Source organism: Pseudomonas sp. Ps21-P2 (genome assembly GCF_039672565.1).
GTDB lineage: Bacteria > Pseudomonadota > Gammaproteobacteria > Pseudomonadales > Pseudomonadaceae > Aquipseudomonas.
Genome location: NZ_JBDFPL010000007.1, coordinates 248,762 through 267,307, shown reverse-complemented (window position 1 = coordinate 267,307; position 18,546 = coordinate 248,762). Strand labels below are relative to the sequence as shown.

Below are 18,546 nucleotides of genomic sequence, written 5' to 3'. Positions count from 1 at the left end.
ATGAGCAAATTCTGGAGTCCCTTCGTCAACGACCTGGTGCCGTATGTGCCGGGCGAGCAGCCCAAGCTGACCAAACTGGTGAAGCTCAACACCAACGAAAACCCCTATGGCCCGTCGCCCAAGGCGATCGATGCCATGCGTGCTGCGGTCAGTGACGACCTGCGCCTGTATCCCGATCCCAACAGTGACGTGCTGAAGCAAGCCGTAGCGAGTTACTACGGCGTCGACGCCAATCGCGTGTTTCTCGGCAACGGCTCGGACGAGGTGCTGGCTCACGCCTATAACGCCTTTTTCCGGCAAGACAAACCGCTGTTGTTCCCGGACATCAGTTACAGCTTCTATCCGGTGTACTGCGGCCTGTATGACGTCGACTACGAAGCCGTGCCGCTGGATGAGCAGTTCCAGATTCGCGTCGAAGATTACGCGCGTCCCAACGGCGGCATCATTTTCCCGAACCCGAACGCACCTACTGGCTGCCTGCTAGCCCTTGATGCTGTCGAGCAAATCCTCAAGAACAGTCCGGATTCAGTGGTGATCGTCGACGAGGCGTATATCGACTTCGGTGGCGAAACCGCGATCAGTCTGGTGGACCGCTATCCGAACCTGCTGGTCACTCAAACGCTTTCCAAGTCGCGCTCCCTCGCCGGGTTGCGAGTGGGCCTCGCGGTGGGGCATCCGGACCTGATTGAAGCGCTGGAGCGGGTCAAGAACAGCTTTAACTCGTATCCGCTGGACCGCATGGCCATTGTCGGCGCAGCAGCGGCATTCGATGACCGTGAGTATTTCGAGCACACCTGCCAGCGCGTCATTGCCAGCCGTGAAGCGCTTGTCGAGCAGCTGGAAGGCAAGGGCTTCGAAGTGCTGCCCTCGGCCGCGAACTTCATCTTCGCCCGCCACCCTCAGCACGACGCTGCCGGTCTGGCGGCGAAGGTGCGGGAGCAGGGCGTGATCGTGCGCCACTTCAAACAGGCGCGCATCGCGCAATTCCTGCGCATCACCATCGGTACGCCTGAACAGAATCAGGCGCTGGTGGATGCGTTGGGGGACTTGTCGAACTGAGTTGACGGTTGCCTAACGGCAACCGATCAATTCTCCGCCGCAGGCGCCGTTGTCTGCGGTGGGCGCACGCCCACTTCGGCGGTCAGTTTCAATTCCTTGCCGTTGCGCATGACCTGAATGGCAATCTTGTCAGTGGGTTTGGTGCGGGCCACCTGATTCATTGAGCGACGGCCGTCGCCCGCCGGCTCGCCGTTGATGCTCAAGATCACATCACCCAGTTGCAAGCCTGCCTTCTGCGCCGGGCCGTCGCGGAAAATCCCGGCGACCACGATGCCCGGACGATCCTTCAGCCCGAACGATTCCGACAACTCCTGAGTCAGCGGCTGTACCTCGATGCCCAACCAGCCGCGAATCACTTGGCCGTGTTCGATGATCGACTTCATCACCTCCAGGGCCAGCTTGGTCGGAATCGCAAAACCGATTCCCTGCGAGCCACCGGATTTGGAGAAGATCGCCGTGTTGATCCCGGTCAGGTTGCCGTTGGCGTCCACCAGCGCGCCGCCCGAGTTGCCGGGGTTGATCGCCGCGTCGGTCTGAATGAAGTCTTCGTAGGTGTTGAGGCCCAGTTGGTTTCGGCCGGTGGCACTGATGATGCCCATGGTCACGGTCTGGCCAACGCCGAACGGGTTACCGATGGCCAATGCAACGTCGCCGATGCGGATAGCGTCGGAACGGCCAAGGGTAATGGAGGGCAGGTTCTTGAGGTCGATCTTCAGCACCGCAAGGTCGGTCTCGGGGTCGCTGCCGACGACTTTGGCTATCGTCTCGCGGCCGTCTTTAAGCGCGACGACAATCTGGTCGGCGCCGGAGGTCACGTGGTTGTTGGTCAACAGGTAGCCTTCCGGGCTCATGATCACCGCCGAACCCAGGCTCGACTGCATGCGCTTTTGTTTGGGCAGGTTGTCGCCGAAGAAACGACGAAATTGCGGGTCGTCGAACAGCGGATGGTTGGGTTTGTTGTTGTTATTGACCATCTTGGTCGTGTACAGATTGGCCACGGCCGGGGCGGCGTTGCTGACAGCGTCCGCGTACGAGACCGGCCCCTGTTGCACGAAGGTCTGTTGCGGCGCTTGCTGCAGGTTCACGTTCTGGCTTGGCAGCCCAACCCATTGGGGATAGCGCTGGATAATCAATAAAGCGATAAGCACACCAGCGAGCAAGGGCCAGCCGAGAAAACGCAGCGCTTTGAACATTGAGCGGAGTCCTGAAGGTAGAAGCGCCTAGCTGCGCCATAATGGCCGGCATTATACGAGGGCCGACACGGTCTGGACTGCATATTTAGGAGACTTTTATGGCGGTTGCCTTGAGCACCCTGGTGGAAGAAGCGGACCGCTATCTCGGTAGCGCACGCATTCAGGATTATTGCCCCAACGGCTTGCAGGTCGAGGGCCGGCCGCAGGTCAGCCGAATCGTCTCCGGTGTCACCGCGAGTCAGGCGTTGCTGGACGCAGCCGTGGAGGCCAATGCGGATCTGGTGCTGGTGCATCACGGCTATTTCTGGAAAGGCGAGAATCCCTGCATCACCGGCATGAAGCAGCGTCGGCTGAAGACGCTGCTCAAACACGACATCAGCCTGCTGTCCTATCACCTGCCTCTCGATTTGCATGCTGAGGTAGGCAATAACGTTCAACTCGCCCAGCAACTGGAGATCACCGTCGAAGGCCCGCTGGACCCGGACAACCCGCGCATCGTCGGGCTGGTGGGCTCACTCAGCGAGGCCATGACCCCACGGGATTTCGCCCACCGCGTCCAAACCGCTCTGGGGCGCGAGCCGCTGTTGATCGAAGGCGACGGCATGATACGCCGGGTCGGCTGGTGCACCGGAGGCGGGCAGGGCTACATCGATCAAGCCGTGCTGGCCGGCGTGGACCTGTATTTGAGCGGTGAAGCGTCCGAGCAGACCTTTCACAGCGCCCGGGAAAACGGCATCAGCTTCATTGCCGCCGGCCATCACGCCACCGAGCGTTATGGTGTGCAGGCCCTGGGTGATTATCTGGCGCGGCGCTTTGCTCTGGAGCATCTGTTCATCGACTGTCCGAACCCGATTTAAAGCGTCTGAGGGTCCAAAGCATGAGGTATATGGTTAGATCGTTTCGATCTATCCCCGCCGCTGAATAGAATCAGGCCCCATGATAAAGTGCCTCGCTCGATAGAGCCCGCAGGCTCTCCATACACGTACGTTATCCCGTGAGTAACCATGGTCGACAAACTGACGCATCTGAAACAGCTGGAGGCGGAAAGCATCCACATCATCCGCGAGGTCGCTGCCGAGTTCGATAACCCGGTGATGCTGTACTCCGTCGGTAAAGACTCTGCCGTGATGCTGCATCTGGCGCGCAAGGCCTTCTTCCCGGGCAAGCTGCCGTTCCCGGTGATGCACGTCGACACCCGCTGGAAATTCCAGGAGATGTACCGCTTCCGCGACAAGATGGTCGAGGAAATGGGCCTGGACCTGATCGTGCACGTGAACCCGGACGGCGTCGCGCAGGGTATCAACCCGCTGACCCACGGCAGCTCGAAGCACACCGATATCATGAAAACCCAGGGCCTCAAGCAGGCCCTCGACAAGCACGGTTTCGATGCCGCGTTTGGCGGCGCCCGTCGTGACGAAGAGAAATCCCGCGCCAAAGAGCGTGTGTATTCCTTCCGTGACACCAAGCACCGCTGGGACCCGAAAAACCAGCGTCCCGAGCTGTGGAACGTGTACAACGGCAACGTCAACAAAGGCGAGTCGATCCGCGTGTTCCCGCTCTCCAACTGGACCGAGCTGGACATCTGGCAGTACATCTACCTCGAAGGTATCCCGATCGTCCCGCTGTATTTCGCCGCCGAGCGCGAAGTCATCGAGATGAACGGCACCTGGATCATGATCGATGACGACCGCCTGCGTAATCACCTGTCCGACGAGGACAAGAAGCGCATCGTCAAGAAGAAGGTCCGCTTCCGCACACTGGGCGACTACCCGTTGACGGGCGCTGTCGAGTCCGAGGCCACCAGCCTTACCGACATCATTCAGGAAATGCTCCTGACGCGAACTTCCGAGCGCCAGGGCCGGGTCATCGACCACGATGGCGCAGGCTCGATGGAAGAAAAGAAACGTCAGGGTTATTTCTAATTAGGGTGTCTGAACATGTCGCATCAATCTGAATTGATCAGCGAGGACATCCTCGCCTATCTGGGCCAGCACGAACGCAAGGAAATGCTGCGTTTCCTGACCTGTGGCAACGTCGACGACGGCAAGAGCACGTTGATCGGGCGGCTGCTGCACGATTCCAAGATGATCTACGAAGATCACCTGGAAGCCATCACCCGCGATTCGAAAAAATCCGGCACCACCGGCGACGAAGTCGATCTGGCGCTGCTGGTCGACGGCCTGCAGGCCGAGCGGGAGCAGGGCATCACCATCGATGTCGCTTACCGCTACTTCTCCACCGCCAAGCGCAAATTCATCATCGCCGACACCCCCGGGCATGAGCAGTACACCCGCAACATGGCCACCGGTGCGTCCACCTGTGACCTGGCGATCATTCTGGTCGACGCCCGCTACGGCGTGCAGACCCAGACCAAACGCCACAGCTACATCGCCTCGTTACTGGGCATCAAGCACATCGTGGTCGCCATCAACAAGATGGACCTCAACGGCTTCGACGAGAACATCTTCGAGCAGATCAAGGCCGATTACCTGGCGTTCGCCGACCGCATTGCGCTGAAGCCGACCACAATGGAATTCGTGCCGATGTCAGCCCTCAAGGGCGACAACGTGGTCAACCGGAGCGAGCGTTCGCCGTGGTACACCGGCAAGTCGCTGATGGAAATTCTCGAAACCGTCGAGATCGCCAGCGACCGCAATTTCACCGACCTGCGTTTCCCGGTGCAGTACGTCAACCGTCCGAACCTGAACTTCCGCGGTTTCGCCGGCACCCTGGCGAGCGGCATCGTGCACAAGGGCGACGAAGTCGTTGTGCTGCCGTCCGGCAAGAGCAGCCGCGTGAAATCCATCGTCACTTTCGAAGGCGAGCTGGAGCACGCGGGCCCGGGTCAGGCCGTGACACTGACCATGGAAGACGAGATCGACATCTCCCGTGGCGACCTGTTGGTGCATGCCGACAACGTCCCGCAAGTGGCCGACGCCTTCGACGCCATGCTGGTGTGGATGGCCGAAGAGCCGATGCTGCCGGGCAAGAAATACGACATCAAGCGCGCCACGTCCTACGTGCCGGGTTCGATTGCCAGCATCACCCATCGTGTGGACGTGAACACGCTGGAAGAAGGCCCTGCCAGCTCGCTGCAGCTGAATGAAATCGGCCGCGTGAAGATCGCACTGGACGCGCCGATCGCCCTCGACGGCTACGACAGCAACCGCACGACGGGCGCGTTCATCGTCATCGACCGTTTGACCAACGGGACTGTTGCGGCCGGCATGATCATCGCCAAACCCGTGGTTGCGGGTGGCGGGAGTCATCACGGCGCGCTGGCCCATGTGTCGGCAGAAGAGCGCGCTCAGCGCTTCGGCCAGAAGCCGGCGACCGTGCTGTTCAGCGGTTTGTCGGGTGCGGGCAAGAGCACGCTGGCGTATGCCGTGGAGCGCAAGCTGTTCGACATGGGCCGTGCGGTGTTCGTCCTTGATGGCCAGAACCTGCGTCACGACCTCAACAAGGGCTTGCCGCAGGATCGCGCCGGTCGCACCGAGAACTGGCGTCGTGCCGCCCACGTTGCGCGTCAGTTCAACGAAGCAGGCCTGCTGACCCTTGCAGCGTTCGTCGCGCCGGACGCGGGCGGTCGGCAGAATGCCAAGGCCCTGATCGGGGATGATCGACTGATCACCGTGTACGTTCAGGCGTCGCCGCAGGCCTGTCGTGAGCGTGATCCGCAAGGGCTCTACGCCGCCGACAAGGACAACATCCCGGGTGAATCCTTCCCGTATGACGTCCCGCTGGACGCCGACCTGGTCATCGACACGCAGTCGCTGAACGTCGAAGAAAGCGTCAAACAGGTGCTGGACCTGCTGCGGACCCGCGGCGTGATCTAAGCGCCGTTTTCCGAACAAGAAACCCGCCAGTGATGGCGGGTTTTTTGTTTGTCTTGCCATTGCTGATAAGGCCATCCGCCGCCCACAAAAAAGCCCGCCCCTGATCACCTCAGGGGCGGGCTTTTGGTGAAACGTTTGTACTTACTTCTTCAAACCGTAATGCTCATCCAGCATGCCGGGGGAGTCTGGCGACTTCGGCGCGTAGTCCTTCGGTGGTTCAGCGGCGGTGCGCGGCGGTGTCAAGCGATCGCGGTGCGGATGGAGCGCCTCCGGGTGCAGCGCGGCCAGCAGGCGTTGACGGGTGATGTCGTCGGTGGCCAGGCGGTTGGCGCCTTCGGCCAGATGCTCCTGAACATCGTGGTAGCTTTGCGACAGCTTCTGCACCAGATTGGCCGTGCTGTTGAAGTGAGTAATCACCTCGTTCTGATAGGTATCGAAACGCTCCTGAACGTCATCCAGCTGGCGCTGAGTCCCGTTAGGCACGGCATTGGGCAGCGCGCGCGCCACGAAGAAACCGATGATCACACCAACCACCAGGGCGATGGTCGGCAGCAACCAAACTAAGAGCGAGTAATCCACGAGTCCTTCCTCTATAAACGGCTTTGCTTTACGTTAACGGCTCGAACCTGCGCTGTATAGCGGCGACGCGTCGCCAGCCTGCCAGCCACAGACAATCAGCTAGACGAGTCGACCCAATTGAAGGTCACGGAGTTCATTCTTGCTCATGCGTGAGACCCCTGTATTCATCGACGGCCCGGTGGGCCAACTCGAAGCGTTGTACCTCGATCTGGACGGGCCCAAGGGCATCGCGCTGATATGCCATCCTAACCCGGTTCAGGGCGGCACCATGCTCAATAAAGTGATCTCGACCCTGCAGCGCACCGCGCGTGATGCCGGTCTGATTACGCTGCGCTTCAACTATCGCGGCGTCGGCGCCAGCGCTGGCAGCTCGGACATGGGCGAAGGCGAAGTCGACGATGCACAGGCTGCCGCGAAGTGGCTGCGGGATAAACATCCCGATCTGCCCATGACGTTGTTCGGCTTCTCCTTCGGCGGTTTCGTGGCGGCTACCTTGGGCGGGCGTCTTGAGGCTGAAGGCGAAACCCTGAAGCATGTGTTCATGGTCGCACCCGCCGTGATGCGGATTGCCAACGTGGAGGCGTTGCCGCAGAAAGGCGCGCTGACGCTGATTCAGCCGGAAACCGACGAAGTCGTTGACCCACAACTCGTGTACGCATGGTCTGACACGCTTCAGCGTCCCCATGAGCTGCTGAAAGTGGCAGAATGCGGGCACTTTTTTCACGGCAAGCTGACCGATCTCAAGGATCTGATTCTGCCGCGCCTTTCGAATTGATCGCAGCACCCAAATAAGCGACTAGCCATGACCACTCGTATCCTGACCGGTATCACCACCACCGGCACGCCGCACTTGGGCAACTACGCCGGCGCCATCCGCCCGGCCATCGTTGCCAGCCGCCAGAGCGACGCCGACTCGTTCTACTTTCTGGCCGACTACCACGCGCTGATCAAATGCGACGACCCGCTGCGCATTCAGCGCTCGCGTCTGGAAATCGCCGCGACCTGGCTCGCGGCAGGGCTGGACGTCGAGCGCGTCACGTTCTATCGCCAGTCCGACATTCCGGAAATTCCCGAGCTGACCTGGCTGCTCACCTGCGTTGCCGGCAAGGGCCTGCTCAATCGCGCCCACGCCTACAAAGCCTCGGTGGACAAGAACGTCGAAGCCGGTGAAGACCCGGACGCTGGCATCACCATGGGCCTGTTCAGCTACCCGGTGTTGATGGCCGCCGACATCCTCATGTTCAACGCCCATCAAGTGCCTGTCGGTCGCGATCAGATCCAGCACGTCGAAATGGCGCGCGATATCGGTCAGCGCTTCAATCACCTGTTCGGCAACGGCAAAGAATTCTTCGTGATGCCGGAAGCGCTGATCGAGGAAAGCGTCGCGACACTCCCTGGCCTGGACGGCCGCAAGATGTCGAAGAGCTACGACAACACCGTGCCGCTGTTCACCAGCGCCAAAGACATGAAGGAAGCAATATCCCGCATTGTCACTGACTCTCGTCTGCCGGGCGAGGCCAAGGATCCGGACACTTCGCATCTGTTCACGCTGTACCAGGCATTTGCTACCAAGGAACAGGGCGACGAGTTCCGCGCCGACCTGCTCCAGGGGTTGGGTTGGGGCGATGCCAAGCAACGCCTGTTCCAGTTGCTGGACGCGGAGCTGGGCGAGGCACGGGAGAATTACCATCGCCTGATCGAGCGGCCAACCGACCTGGAAGACATTCTGCAAGCGGGCGCCGAGAAGGCCCGTCGTGTGGCCACGCCGTTTCTGGGCGAGCTGCGTGAAGCGGTTGGCCTGCGTTCATTCCGTACCGCTGCGCAAACCGTCACGGCGACCAAGAAGAAGGCCAGCAAAGGCCCTCGCTTCATCAGTTTCCGCGAAGACGACGGCAGCTTCCGCTTCCGCCTGCTGGCGGCCGACGGCGAGCAACTGCTGCTGTCGCGCAGTTTCACAGACGGCAAGGCGGCCGGCGCCGTGACCAAACAGCTGCAGCAGGGCGGTGAGCTGGACATTCGGCCCGAAGGCGATGCCTTTACCCTGTGGCTGAGTGATGCCTGTGTCGCCGACAGCCCGGCGTTCTCCGATGCCGCCGCCCGCGACGCCGCGATCGAGAGCCTGAAACTGGCGCTCGCGCCACAACAGGATTAATTGCCATTCCAATGGGCCATCGCTACAGTGACGGCCCGTTTTTGCTCCCTTGCAAGCGACTATGACCCCTCTAGAACGATACCAAGCTGACCTGAAGCGTCCGGACTTTTTCCACGACGCCGCGCAAGAGAATGCGGTGCGCCATCTGCAGCGTCTGTACGACGATCTGGTCGCCGCCCATGACCGCAAGCCGGGATTGCTGGGCAAGCTGTTCGGCAAGAAAGAGGCCCCGATTGTGAAGGGGCTGTATTTCTGGGGCGGTGTGGGCCGGGGCAAGACCTACCTGGTCGACACCTTCTTCGAAGCGCTGCCGTTTGAAGACAAGACCCGTACGCACTTCCACCGCTTCATGAAGCGCGTGCACGAGGAGATGAAAAACCTCAAGGGCGAGAAGAACCCGCTGACCCTGATCGCCAAGCAGTTTTCCGAAGAAGCGCGGGTGATCTGTTTCGACGAATTCTTCGTATCGGACATTACCGACGCGATGATCCTCGGCACGCTGATGGAAGAGCTGTTCAAGAACGGTGTGACCCTGGTCGCGACGTCGAACATCGTTCCCGACGGCCTGTACAAGGACGGTCTGCAGCGTGCGCGTTTCCTGCCGGCGATTGCGCTGATCAAGCAAAACACCGAAATCGTCAACGTCGACAGCGGCGTCGACTATCGACTGCGCCATCTGGAGCAAGCCGAGCTGTTCCACTTCCCGCTGAACGAAGCGGCAGAGGAGAGCCTGCGCAAGAGCTTCCGCGCGCTGACCCCGGAATGCACCAAGGCCATCGAAAACGATGTGCTGATCATCGAGAATCGGCAGATCAAGGCCATCCGTACCTGCGATGACGTGGCGTGGTTCGACTTCCGTGAGCTGTGCGACGGGCCGCGTAGCCAGAACGACTACATCGAACTCGGCAAGATCTTCCATGCGGTGCTGCTCAGCGGCGTCGAGCAGATGAGCGTGACCACCGACGACATCGCGCGCCGGTTCATCAACATGGTCGACGAGTTCTACGACCGCAACGTCAAGTTGATCATCTCGGCGGAAGTCGAATTGAAAGACCTGTACACCGGCGGCCGCCTGAACTTCGAATTCCAGCGCACGCTCAGCCGGTTGCTGGAAATGCAGTCCCACGAATTCCTGTCGCGGGCGCATAAGCCCTAGGGAGCAGCTGCAAGCTTCAAGCGACAAGCTGCAAGAGGTCATCTCGCCACTTGCAGCTTGAGACTTGCCGCTTGAAGCTGACTCTAGGCTGCCTGCTGAAACTGCTGCCGGTATTGGTTCGGTGACAGGTCGGTGTGTTGGCGGAACAGGCGCGCGAAGAAGCTGGCGTCGTCGTAGCCCACTTCATAGCTGATGGTCTTGATGCTCTTTCGTGAGCCTGACAGCAAGCCCTTTGCGGTTTCGATGCGCAGCCGTTGCAGATAATGCAGTGGCTTGTCGCCCGTTGCCGTCTGGAAGCGGCGCATGAAGTTGCGGATGCTCATGCCGTGCTCCCGGGCCACATCCTCGAAACGGAATTTGTCGGCGAAGTGCTCTTCAAGCCAGTGCTGAATCTGCAGGATGAGCACGTCCTGGTGCAGCTTCTGCCCGCCAAAACCAATCCGTCCCGGTGCGTAGCTGCGCTGCACTTCATAGAGAATGTCGCGGGCGACGGTCTGCGCGACATGGGCGCCGCAGAAGCGCTCGATCAGGTAGATGTACAGATCACACGCTGAAATCGTGCCGCCTGCGCAATACAGGTTATCGGCGTCGGTGAGGTGCTTTTCCTGATTCAGCAGCACGTTCGGAAAGCGCTCGGCGAATTCGTTGAAGAACCGCCAGTAGGTGGTCGCTTCCTTGCCGTCGAGCAATCCCGCGTCTCCCAGCCAAAACACGCCGCTGGCTTCACCGCAGAGCACGGCGCCGCGCGCATGCTGCTCACGCAGCCACGGCAGGATTTGCGGATAGCGCTCGCGCAGGGTGTCGAAGTCTTCGACAAAGGCGGGAAGGATGATGATGTCGCTGTGTTCAAGCACGCCGTCTACAGGGATCACGACGTCGCTGAAACTGCGGACTTCCTTGCCGTCCGGGCTGACCAGTCGGGTTTCAAACGCCGGCTTGAAGCCCTGTCCCAACTGCTTGCCGTAGCGCAGGCTGGCGAGGTGAAAGAAGTCTTTGGCTTGCATGAGCGTGGAGGCAAAAATTCCATCGATCGCAAGAATGCTGACACGCCGCAACGGCGCGTTTGGTTGGATAGACATAGTCTTTTGTTCTTATATGGGAAAGTGGTCAAGCAACGGCGTGATCGTCTTATTTTTTGTCGGATGTGTCCAGTGTCGCCGTCAACCGGCTGCGCCTACGCTCTGCTGACGTTTTGTCCGACAATTCTTCGCATCAGGTGCAGCCATGCTTCCCAGAACACTCTTCAGCTCGGAGCACGAGCTTTTCCGAAATAGCGTGCGCAAGTTCTTCGAACAGCACGCGGCGCCCTTTCATGCCCAGTGGGAGAAGCAGGGCCACATCGACCGCACGCTGTGGAACCGGGCCGGGGAGCAGGGCATGTTGTGTTCGCATTTGCCGGAAGAGTACGGCGGCATGGGCGCGGATTTTCTCTACACCACGGTGGTGATCGAAGAAATTTCCCGCCTCGGCCTGACCGGCATCGGCTTCTCCCTGCATTCGGACATCGTCGCGCCGTACATCCTGCATTACGGAAGCGAGGCGCTGAAGCTCAACTATTTGCCCAAGCTGGTTTCGGGGGAGCTGGTCACTGCCATCGCGATGACCGAGCCTGGCGCGGGTTCCGACCTGCAAGGGGTCAAGACCACTGCGGTGCTGGATGGCGACGAGTACGTCATCAATGGTTCGAAGACGTTTATCACCAATGGCTTTCTCGCCGATCTGGTGATCGTGGTCGCGAAGACCGACCCCAAGGCAGGCGCGAAGGGCACCAGTCTGTTTGTTGTGGAAGCGGGCACGCCTGGTTTTGCGAAGGGCAAGCGACTGGAGAAGGTGGGCATGAAGGCGCAGGACACGTCGGAACTGTTCTTCCAGGACGTGAGAGTGCCCAAGGAGAACCTGCTGGGTCAGGCCGGGATGGGTTTTGCGTATTTGATGCAGGAACTGCCCCAGGAGCGTCTGACGGTCGCCATCGGCGCCATTGCCTCCGCCGAAGCGGCCTTGCAGTGGACGCTCGATTACACGCGTGAACGCAAAGCCTTTGGCAAGGCCATCATCGACTTCAAGAACACCCGCTTCAAACTGGCCGAAATCGCCACCGAAGTTCAGATTGGTCGTACGTTCATTGATCGGTGCCTGGAGTTGCATCTGGAAGGGAAGCTGGATGTGCCCACGGCGGCCATGGCGAAATACTGGTCAACCGACCTGCAGTGCAAGGTGCTGGATGAATGCGTGCAGCTGCATGGCGGCTACGGCTTCATGTGGGAGTACCCCATCGCCCGGGCGTGGGCCGATGCGCGGGTGCAGCGGATCTACGCCGGGACCAACGAGATCATGAAAGAGATCATTGCCCGGTCTCTGTAATCCTGTGCGGAACCCCAGAGGGGCCTTGTAAAGACCCTCTGCGGTTCCACAGTCAATCAGCAATCACGCAATCACCGATCAAGGCGCAGGATTCGGCTGATCCTTGTGAATCGCTTCAATCCCCGCCAGCACTTCATCCGACAGCACCAGTTCCGCGCTCGCCAGGTTGCTTTCCAGCTGCTCCAGCGTCGTTGCACCGATGATGTTGCTGGTGACGAAGCTGCGCCCGGTCACGAACGCCAGGGCCATTTGAGCCGGATCAAGACCGTGCTCGCGAGCCAGCGCAACATAACGCGCGCAGGCCGCTTCCGATTGCGGATTGAAATAGCGCGTGAAGCGGCTGTACAGGCTCAGACGGCCCTTGGCAGGACGGGCGCCGTCGGCGTATTTGCCAGACAACATCCCGAAGGCCATGGGCGAATAGGCCAGCAGGCCGCATTGCTCGCGAATCGCCACTTCCGCCAGACCCACCTCGAAGCTGCGGTTGAGCAGGTTGTAGGGGTTCTGAATCGACACCGGGCGCGTCAGACCATGGGCGTCGGACTCAGCAAGAAACTTCATGGTGCCCCACGGCGTTTCGTTGGACAGACCGACGTGGCGGATCTTGCCGGCCTTGACCTGCTCGTCCAGCGCTTCGAGCACTTCCAGCAGCGGGGTGAAGTGCTCCTCGCTGTGGTTGTAACCGAGCTTGCCGAAGAAGTTGGTGCTGCGCTCAGGCCAGTGCAATTGATACAGATCGAGGTAGTCGGTCTGCAGGCGTTTCAGGCTCGCATCCAGCGCAGCGACGACGTGATCGCGGTTGAATTTCAGCTGGCCGTCACGAATGTAATCAATGCCGTTGCCGGGACCGGCGATCTTGCTGGCGAGTATCCAGTCAGCGCGGTCGCCGCTCTGCTTGAACCAGTTGCCGAGGATGGTCTCGGTGCTGGCGTAGGTTTCTTTCTTCGGCGGCACCGGATACATCTCGGCGGTGTCGATGAAATTGATGCCGGCGGCCTTGGCCCGTTCGATCTGCGCGAAGGCCTCGGACTGGCTGTTCTGCTCGCCCCAAGTCATGGTGCCGAGGCAGATTGCGCTGACATTGAGGTCGGTTCTGCCCAGTTGGCGGTAGTCCATTTGGCTCTCCTGTTTAAAAGAGCCATAAAAGCAGGTTGAAATTTTTTTCGCAATCTGCATAATTCCGCTCCTCTTTGTCGCTGGAGTGATGCCCCGCGCCAAAAGAAACCGCTGCGATCGAACGCGCTGACCCGAGCCCCCTATAGCGTTCGTGCCCGGCGGCCTTTGACTTGTCAAAGACCGTACTAATGAGTATGCTCCGCCGTCTATTTTTCAGGGCGGCCTTTGAGGCTATAAAGAATGAAAACTTTTACCGCTAAACCGGAAACAGTAAAGCGCGACTGGTTCGTCGTCGACGCTGCTGGTCAGACCCTGGGTCGTCTGGCCACTGAAATCGCGAGCCGTCTGCGTGGCAAGCACAAGCCGGAATACACTCCGCACGTTGACACTGGCGACTACATCGTCGTGATCAATGCCGAGCAGATCCGTGTGACCGGTGCCAAGACCACCGACAAGATCTACTACTCTCACTCCGGTTTCCCGGGCGGGATCAAGTCGATCAACTTTGAAAAGCTGATCGCCAAAGCTCCTGAGCGCGTGATCGAGACCGCGGTCAAAGGCATGCTGCCTAAGAACCCGCTGGGTCGCGACATGTATCGTAAGCTGAAAGTCTATGCGGGCGCTGCACACCCTCATACTGCTCAGCAGCCCCAAGAACTGAAGTTTTAACGGAATAGTTCATTATGTCGGCGACTCAAAATTACGGCACTGGCCGTCGCAAGACCGCAACCGCTCGCGTTTTCCTGCGTCCGGGCACCGGTAACATCTCCATCAACAACCGTTCCCTGGACTCGTTCTTCGGTCGCGAAACTGCCCGCATGGTAGTTCGTCAGCCGCTGGAACTGACTCAGACTGTCGAGAAATTCGACATCTACGTCACTGTCATCGGCGGTGGTGTGAGTGGTCAAGCTGGCGCAATCCGCCACGGTATCACCCGCGCTCTGATGCAGTACGACGAAACCCTGCGCGGCGCTCTGCGCAAAGCAGGCTTCGTTACTCGCGATGCTCGCGAAGTTGAACGTAAGAAAGTTGGTCTGCGTAAAGCGCGTAAGCGTCCGCAGTACTCGAAGCGTTAATTCGCTTCCGTTCAAAAAGAACGCTCAGTTTCTATACGAAGCTGGGCGTTTTTTTATGGCTGTCTTTTAATGATTCCGAGGGCCTGGTCAAGGAGATCTCGGATGCTGACGGGAGAGGGCGCCATGGGCAATGACGGCGTAAACACGGGCCGGCGTCGCTTCCTTGTGACGGCCACGTCTGTGGTGGGCGCAGCAGGGGCGGTCGGCGCCGCCGTGCCGTTCGTGGGCTCATGGTTCCCGAGCGCCAAGGCCAGGGCTGCGGGAGCGCCTGTCAAAGTCAACATCAGCAAGATCGAGCCCGGCCAGCAGATGATCGCCGAATGGCGCGGGCAGCCGGTGTTCATTGTCCGTCGTACGCCCGAGATCCTTTCCCGTCTGGGCCAGCTTACCGGCAAGCTCTCCGACCCCGAGTCAAAGGCCTCCGCCCAGCCTGGCTACGTCGATCCGGTGGTCCGTTCCATCCGCCCGGAAATCCTGCTGTTGGTCGGCATCTGTACCCATCTCGGCTGCTCACCGACGTTTCGCCCCGAAGTCGCCCCCGCTGACTTGGGCAAGGACTGGGTCGGCGGATATTTCTGTCCCTGCCACGGCTCCCGTTACGATTTGGCCGGACGCGTGTACAAGGCGCAGCCTGCACCGCTGAATTTGCCAGTGCCGCCGCATTCCTACGAGTCGGACTCAATCATCGTCATTGGCGTGGATCAGGAGGAAGCGTGATGAGCAGGCTCATGGATTGGATCAATGCGCGCTTGCCCGTGACCTCAATGTGGGAAAACCACCTCAGCAAGTACTACGTGCCCAGAAACCTGAATTTTTTCTATATATTCGGCGCGCTGGCATTGCTGGTGCTGGTCAACCAGATCCTCACGGGCATCTGGCTGACGATGAGTTACACGCCCACGGCAGAGGGCGCCTTTGCCTCGGTCGAGTCCATCATGCGCGACGTCGAATACGGCTCGATCCTGCGGCTGTTGCATTCGACCGGCGCGTCGGCATTCTTCATCGTCATCTACCTGCACATGTTTCGCGGCCTGCTGTACGGCTCTTATCAGAAGCCGCGGGAGTTGGTCTGGATCTTCGGCATGCTGATTTATCTGGCGCTGATGGCCGAGGCGTTCACAGGCTACCTCCTGCCGTGGGGGCAGATGTCGTACTGGGGCGCGCAGGTGATCATTTCCCTGTTTGGCGCCATTCCGGTGATCGGCAACGACCTCGCACAGTGGATCCGCGGCGATTATCTGGTCTCCGGGATCACCCTCAACCGCTTCTTCGCGCTGCATGTCGTGGCGCTGCCAATCGTGATCCTCGGGCTTGTGGTGTTGCATATTCTGGCGCTGCATGAAGTGGGCTCGAATAACCCCGACGGCGTCGACATCAACAAGTACAAGGACGAGAACGGCAACCCGCTGGACGGCATTCCCTTCCACCCGTACTACACGGTCAAGGATCTGCTCGGCGTCGTGGTGTTTCTGTTTATCTTCTGCTCGGTGGTGTTTTTCTTCCCGGAGATGGGGGGCTACTTTCTCGAGCAGCCCAACTTCGAGCCAGCGAACCCACTCAAGACCCCGGAGCACATTGCGCCGGTCTGGTACTTCACGCCGTTCTACGCGATCTTGCGCGCCATCCCGGACAAGCTTCTCGGCGTCATGACCATGGGCGCGGCCATCGCGGTGCTGTTCGTGCTGCCGTGGCTTGACCGCAGCCCGGTCAAATCGATGCGCTACAAAGGCTGGCTGAGCCGCGCGGGGCTAACGGTGTTTTGCGTGTGCTTCGTGACGCTCGGGGTGCTGGGTGTTCTTCCGCCGAGCCCCGGGCGCGCATTGCTGTCACAAGTCTGCACCTTCACGTATTTCGCCAACTTCATCCTGATGCCGTTCTACACGCGCATGGAGCGGACGAAGCCGGTACCGGACAGGGTGACCGGCTGATGAAAACCCTGCTCGTTGTCTTGCTCATGGCCATGTTGCCGGCGCTGTCGTTCGCGGATGAGCATGGCGCGGGCCCTGAGAGCGTTGATATCGATGTGTCCGATAAGTCCGCCCTTCAGGATGGCGCGCGGACGTTCGTCGATTACTGCATGGGTTGCCACAGCGCCAGGTTCCAACGCTACGAGCGCGTTGCAGACGACCTCGGCATTTCCCACGAGCGGATGCTGGAAAAGCTGGCGCCTGCCGGAGCGAAGATCGGCGACCACATGACCATCGGCATGCAGCCGGCGGATGCGAAAACCTGGTTTGGCGCGGCGCCGCCCGATCTGACCCTCGTCGCGCGCGTGCGCGGGACTGACTGGCTCTATGGCTACCTGCGTTCGTTCTACGAGGACCCAACGCGGCCCTGGGGCGTGAACAACACCGTTTTCCCCGGCGTGGCCATGCCCAACGTGCTGGAAGGGCTTCAGGGGCGTCAGAGGCTCGCCTGCAAGGAGGTTCAGCGCGTCGAGGATGGGGGAAAACACACCGACACGCCCCTGAATCGCGAAGCCTGCGATCAGCTGATCATCGTGCCCAACACTGGCACGTTGACCGAAGCGCAGTTCGACGAGAAGGTGAAGAACCTCGTCACCTTCCTCGCCTATTCGGCCAACCCGGACAAGCTGCAGCATCAGCGCATCGGCACCTACGTGCTGCTTTACCTCGCCGTGTTGTTCATCCTGGCCTGGCTGCTCAAGCGTGAATTCTGGAAAGACATCCGTTGAGCAGGCGTCTGATTCGCGTGTCTCGGCCACCTGCTGCTGCGCTGTTTCAGGTAATGGAGGCAGAGCGGGTATAGTGGCGGGCTGAAGATTGCAGAATCTACCTTGAGTAAATGAGCTATCTTGTCGCCCGCGTTGAACACCCGATCATCGTGGACGTCGCCGAAAGCGCCCTCGCGGCGCATCCGTATTTCTGCTTTTTGAATATCTACAAGCGAGGAGGACCGCCATGGGCGTGACCAATCGGTTGGCCTGTTACTCCGACCCCGCCGACCACTATTCCCATCGCGTGCGCATTGTGCTCGCCGAGAAAGGTGTCAGCGCCGAGATCATTGAAGTTGTCGAGGGCCGTCATCCGCCCAAATTGATCGAGGTGAATCCGTACGGCAGCGTGCCGACCCTGGTTGATCGTGACCTGGCGTTGTACGAGTCGACGGTGGTAATGGAATACCTGGACGAGCGTTATCCCCATCCGCCGCTGCTCCCGGTCTATCCGGTGGCGCGTGCCAACAGCCGCTTGCTGATCCACAGGATTCAGCGCGACTGGTGCGGTCTGGTGGATCTGATTCTGGACCCGCGCAGCAAAGAAGCCGCACGTGTTCAGGCGCGCAAGGAGCTGCGCGAAAGTCTGACCGGCGTATCGCCGTTGTTCGCGGATAAGCCTTTTTTCCTGAGCGACGAGCAAAGTCTGGTCGACTGCTGTCTATTGCCCATACTCTGGCGCCTGCCGATTCTGGGTATCGAATTGCCGCGGCCCGCCAAGCCGCTGCTTGACTACATGGAGCGCCAATTTGCGCGTGAGGCATTTCAGGCAAGTCTGTCTGGTGTCGAACGCGACATGCGCTAAGGCCTTAGGAGCCGTTTGATGAACTCCAGTCGCCCTTATCTGATCCGCGCGCTGTATGAGTGGATCGTCGATAACGATTGCACACCGCACGTACTCGTCAATGCCGATTACCCAGCGGTGCAAGTCCCGCAAGGCTTTGCCAATGACGGGCAGATCGTTCTGAACATCTCGCCGAGCGCCGTGCGCCATTTGCACATGGACAACGACGCGGTGAGTTTCGAAGGCCGCTTCGGCGGCGTTCCCCACAGCCTGTACGTGCCTATTGCCGCGATCATGGGCATTTATGCCCGCGAGAACGGGCAGGGCATGGTCTTCGATCTTGAGCCTGCTGTGGATGAAGACGAAGATCTGGACGTCGAAGACGACATGCCGCCACCGAACGACGAGCCACCACGCCCTACGGGCCGGCCGAGTCTGAAAGTGGTCAAGTAAGTCGCTTCTGCAGCAACGAAAAAGGCGATCCCGAGGGATCGCCTTTT

At 60.0% G+C, this 18,546-nt stretch carries 19 protein-coding genes; 15 read left to right on the top strand and 4 right to left on the bottom strand.

The features are described from left to right. On the top strand, positions 1-1,059 hold the full coding sequence (gene hisC / locus ABEH28_RS19085) for a histidinol-phosphate transaminase (RefSeq protein WP_192171778.1): 1,059 nt from the start codon (positions 1-3) through the stop codon (positions 1,057-1,059). A 26-nt stretch (positions 1,060-1,085) separates the two neighbouring features. Here the strand turns inward: hisC and algW are convergent, their stop codons facing one another. Further along, the gene (algW, locus tag ABEH28_RS19080; protein ID WP_346630829.1) at positions 1,086-2,252 is read right to left on the bottom strand and encodes a Do family serine endopeptidase AlgW; all 1,167 of its coding nucleotides are present in this window, start codon (positions 2,250-2,252) and stop codon (positions 1,086-1,088) included. 98 nt (positions 2,253-2,350) lie between these two features. On the opposite strand from algW, the gene ABEH28_RS19075 reads away from it, so the two are divergent. The 3 genes from ABEH28_RS19075 to cysN all read left to right on the top strand — a co-directional run bounded on the left by ABEH28_RS19075 (position 2,351) and on the right by cysN (position 6,088). Then, the gene (locus ABEH28_RS19075; RefSeq protein WP_192171776.1) at positions 2,351-3,109 is read left to right on the top strand and encodes a Nif3-like dinuclear metal center hexameric protein; all 759 of its coding nucleotides are present in this window, start codon (positions 2,351-2,353) and stop codon (positions 3,107-3,109) included. Positions 3,110-3,256: 147 nt separating this feature from the next. Next, positions 3,257-4,174: a sulfate adenylyltransferase subunit CysD gene (cysD, locus tag ABEH28_RS19070; RefSeq protein ID WP_065992104.1), complete on the top strand. Its 918-nt coding sequence runs from the start codon at positions 3,257-3,259 to the stop codon at positions 4,172-4,174. A gap of 15 nt (positions 4,175-4,189) precedes the next feature. Further along, entirely contained in the window at positions 4,190-6,088 is a 1,899-nt protein-coding gene (gene cysN / locus ABEH28_RS19065; protein ID WP_192171775.1) for a sulfate adenylyltransferase subunit CysN, read from the top strand. A 141-nt stretch (positions 6,089-6,229) separates the two neighbouring features. Here the strand turns inward: cysN and ABEH28_RS19060 are convergent, their stop codons facing one another. After that, a complete protein-coding gene (locus tag ABEH28_RS19060; protein WP_133772171.1) occupies positions 6,230-6,667 on the bottom strand; it encodes a DUF1043 family protein in 438 nt (145 codons plus the stop codon). Between the two features lie 145 nt (positions 6,668-6,812). Between ABEH28_RS19060 and ABEH28_RS19055 the strand changes: the two genes are divergently transcribed. From ABEH28_RS19055 to zapE, 3 genes are all read left to right on the top strand, one after another. Continuing rightward, positions 6,813-7,442 carry an alpha/beta fold hydrolase gene (locus tag ABEH28_RS19055; RefSeq protein WP_346630828.1) on the top strand — a complete coding sequence of 210 codons (630 nt, stop codon included), beginning with the start codon at positions 6,813-6,815 and terminating at the stop codon, positions 7,440-7,442. Between the two features lie 27 nt (positions 7,443-7,469). Beyond that, on the top strand, positions 7,470-8,819 hold the full coding sequence (locus tag ABEH28_RS19050; protein WP_346630827.1) for a tryptophan--tRNA ligase: 1,350 nt from the start codon (positions 7,470-7,472) through the stop codon (positions 8,817-8,819). Positions 8,820-8,880: 61 nt separating this feature from the next. Then, the gene (zapE, locus tag ABEH28_RS19045; protein WP_065992112.1) at positions 8,881-9,975 is read left to right on the top strand and encodes a cell division protein ZapE; all 1,095 of its coding nucleotides are present in this window, start codon (positions 8,881-8,883) and stop codon (positions 9,973-9,975) included. 83 nt (positions 9,976-10,058) lie between these two features. Here zapE and ABEH28_RS19040 read toward each other — a convergent pair whose 3' ends face one another. Continuing rightward, on the bottom strand, positions 10,059-10,979 hold the full coding sequence (locus ABEH28_RS19040; protein WP_346630879.1) for a GlxA family transcriptional regulator: 921 nt from the start codon (positions 10,977-10,979) through the stop codon (positions 10,059-10,061). Positions 10,980-11,199: 220 nt separating this feature from the next. On the opposite strand from ABEH28_RS19040, the gene ABEH28_RS19035 reads away from it, so the two are divergent. Beyond that, a complete protein-coding gene (locus ABEH28_RS19035; protein WP_346630826.1) occupies positions 11,200-12,336 on the top strand; it encodes an acyl-CoA dehydrogenase family protein in 1,137 nt (378 codons plus the stop codon). A gap of 78 nt (positions 12,337-12,414) precedes the next feature. On the opposite strand, the gene ABEH28_RS19030 is transcribed toward ABEH28_RS19035, so the two are convergent. Next, positions 12,415-13,452: an NADP(H)-dependent aldo-keto reductase gene (locus ABEH28_RS19030; RefSeq protein ID WP_346630825.1), complete on the bottom strand. Its 1,038-nt coding sequence runs from the start codon at positions 13,450-13,452 to the stop codon at positions 12,415-12,417. A gap of 240 nt (positions 13,453-13,692) precedes the next feature. Here ABEH28_RS19030 and rplM point away from each other — a divergent pair, with 240 nt between their 5' ends. The 7 genes from rplM (at position 13,693) to ABEH28_RS18995 (ending at position 18,499) form a co-directional block, all read left to right on the top strand. Beyond that, entirely contained in the window at positions 13,693-14,121 is a 429-nt protein-coding gene (gene rplM / locus ABEH28_RS19025) for a 50S ribosomal protein L13 (protein ID WP_019693576.1), read from the top strand. Positions 14,122-14,135: 14 nt separating this feature from the next. After that, on the top strand, positions 14,136-14,528 hold the full coding sequence (gene rpsI / locus ABEH28_RS19020; RefSeq protein ID WP_065992123.1) for a 30S ribosomal protein S9: 393 nt from the start codon (positions 14,136-14,138) through the stop codon (positions 14,526-14,528). Positions 14,529-14,651: 123 nt separating this feature from the next. Continuing rightward, complete coding sequence (petA, locus tag ABEH28_RS19015; RefSeq protein WP_346630878.1) at positions 14,652-15,245, top strand: ubiquinol-cytochrome c reductase iron-sulfur subunit; 594 nt, start codon at positions 14,652-14,654, stop codon at positions 15,243-15,245. After that, positions 15,245-16,456, top strand: coding sequence for a cytochrome bc complex cytochrome b subunit (locus ABEH28_RS19010; protein ID WP_346630824.1), 1,212 nt, complete (start codon positions 15,245-15,247; stop codon positions 16,454-16,456). Before petA ends, ABEH28_RS19010 begins: the two co-directional genes overlap by 1 nt. Further along, on the top strand, positions 16,456-17,223 hold the full coding sequence (locus ABEH28_RS19005; protein WP_346630823.1) for a cytochrome c1: 768 nt from the start codon (positions 16,456-16,458) through the stop codon (positions 17,221-17,223). The genes ABEH28_RS19010 and ABEH28_RS19005 overlap by 1 nt, the downstream gene beginning before the upstream one ends. Positions 17,224-17,449: 226 nt before the next feature. Further along, entirely contained in the window at positions 17,450-18,067 is a 618-nt protein-coding gene (locus tag ABEH28_RS19000; RefSeq protein ID WP_037014722.1) for a glutathione S-transferase N-terminal domain-containing protein, read from the top strand. 18 nt (positions 18,068-18,085) lie between these two features. After that, the gene (locus tag ABEH28_RS18995; protein ID WP_192171768.1) at positions 18,086-18,499 is read left to right on the top strand and encodes a ClpXP protease specificity-enhancing factor; all 414 of its coding nucleotides are present in this window, start codon (positions 18,086-18,088) and stop codon (positions 18,497-18,499) included. Positions 18,500-18,546: the final 47 nt, after the last annotated feature.

What these genes read in the sequence shown, in the direction of transcription:
- hisC (WP_192171778.1), top strand. Translation starts at nt 1, where the DNA reads ATGAGCAAATTCTGGAGTCCCTTCGTCAACGACCTGGTGCCGTATGTG.
- algW (WP_346630829.1), bottom strand. Translation starts at nt 2,252, where the DNA reads ATGTTCAAAGCGCTGCGTTTTCTCGGCTGGCCCTTGCTCGCTGGTGTG.
- ABEH28_RS19075 (WP_192171776.1), top strand. Translation starts at nt 2,351, where the DNA reads ATGGCGGTTGCCTTGAGCACCCTGGTGGAAGAAGCGGACCGCTATCTC.
- cysD (WP_065992104.1), top strand. Translation starts at nt 3,257, where the DNA reads ATGGTCGACAAACTGACGCATCTGAAACAGCTGGAGGCGGAAAGCATC.
- cysN (WP_192171775.1), top strand. Translation starts at nt 4,190, where the DNA reads ATGTCGCATCAATCTGAATTGATCAGCGAGGACATCCTCGCCTATCTG.
- ABEH28_RS19055 (WP_346630828.1), top strand. Translation starts at nt 6,813, where the DNA reads ATGCGTGAGACCCCTGTATTCATCGACGGCCCGGTGGGCCAACTCGAA.
- ABEH28_RS19050 (WP_346630827.1), top strand. Translation starts at nt 7,470, where the DNA reads ATGACCACTCGTATCCTGACCGGTATCACCACCACCGGCACGCCGCAC.
- zapE (WP_065992112.1), top strand. Translation starts at nt 8,881, where the DNA reads ATGACCCCTCTAGAACGATACCAAGCTGACCTGAAGCGTCCGGACTTT.
- ABEH28_RS19040 (WP_346630879.1), bottom strand. Translation starts at nt 10,979, where the DNA reads ATGCAAGCCAAAGACTTCTTTCACCTCGCCAGCCTGCGCTACGGCAAG.
- ABEH28_RS19035 (WP_346630826.1), top strand. Translation starts at nt 11,200, where the DNA reads ATGCTTCCCAGAACACTCTTCAGCTCGGAGCACGAGCTTTTCCGAAAT.
- ABEH28_RS19030 (WP_346630825.1), bottom strand. Translation starts at nt 13,452, where the DNA reads ATGGACTACCGCCAACTGGGCAGAACCGACCTCAATGTCAGCGCAATC.
- rplM (WP_019693576.1), top strand. Translation starts at nt 13,693, where the DNA reads ATGAAAACTTTTACCGCTAAACCGGAAACAGTAAAGCGCGACTGGTTC.
- rpsI (WP_065992123.1), top strand. Translation starts at nt 14,136, where the DNA reads ATGTCGGCGACTCAAAATTACGGCACTGGCCGTCGCAAGACCGCAACC.
- petA (WP_346630878.1), top strand. Translation starts at nt 14,652, where the DNA reads ATGGGCAATGACGGCGTAAACACGGGCCGGCGTCGCTTCCTTGTGACG.
- ABEH28_RS19010 (WP_346630824.1), top strand. Translation starts at nt 15,245, where the DNA reads ATGAGCAGGCTCATGGATTGGATCAATGCGCGCTTGCCCGTGACCTCA.
- ABEH28_RS19005 (WP_346630823.1), top strand. Translation starts at nt 16,456, where the DNA reads ATGAAAACCCTGCTCGTTGTCTTGCTCATGGCCATGTTGCCGGCGCTG.
- ABEH28_RS19000 (WP_037014722.1), top strand. Translation starts at nt 17,450, where the DNA reads ATGGGCGTGACCAATCGGTTGGCCTGTTACTCCGACCCCGCCGACCAC.
- ABEH28_RS18995 (WP_192171768.1), top strand. Translation starts at nt 18,086, where the DNA reads ATGAACTCCAGTCGCCCTTATCTGATCCGCGCGCTGTATGAGTGGATC.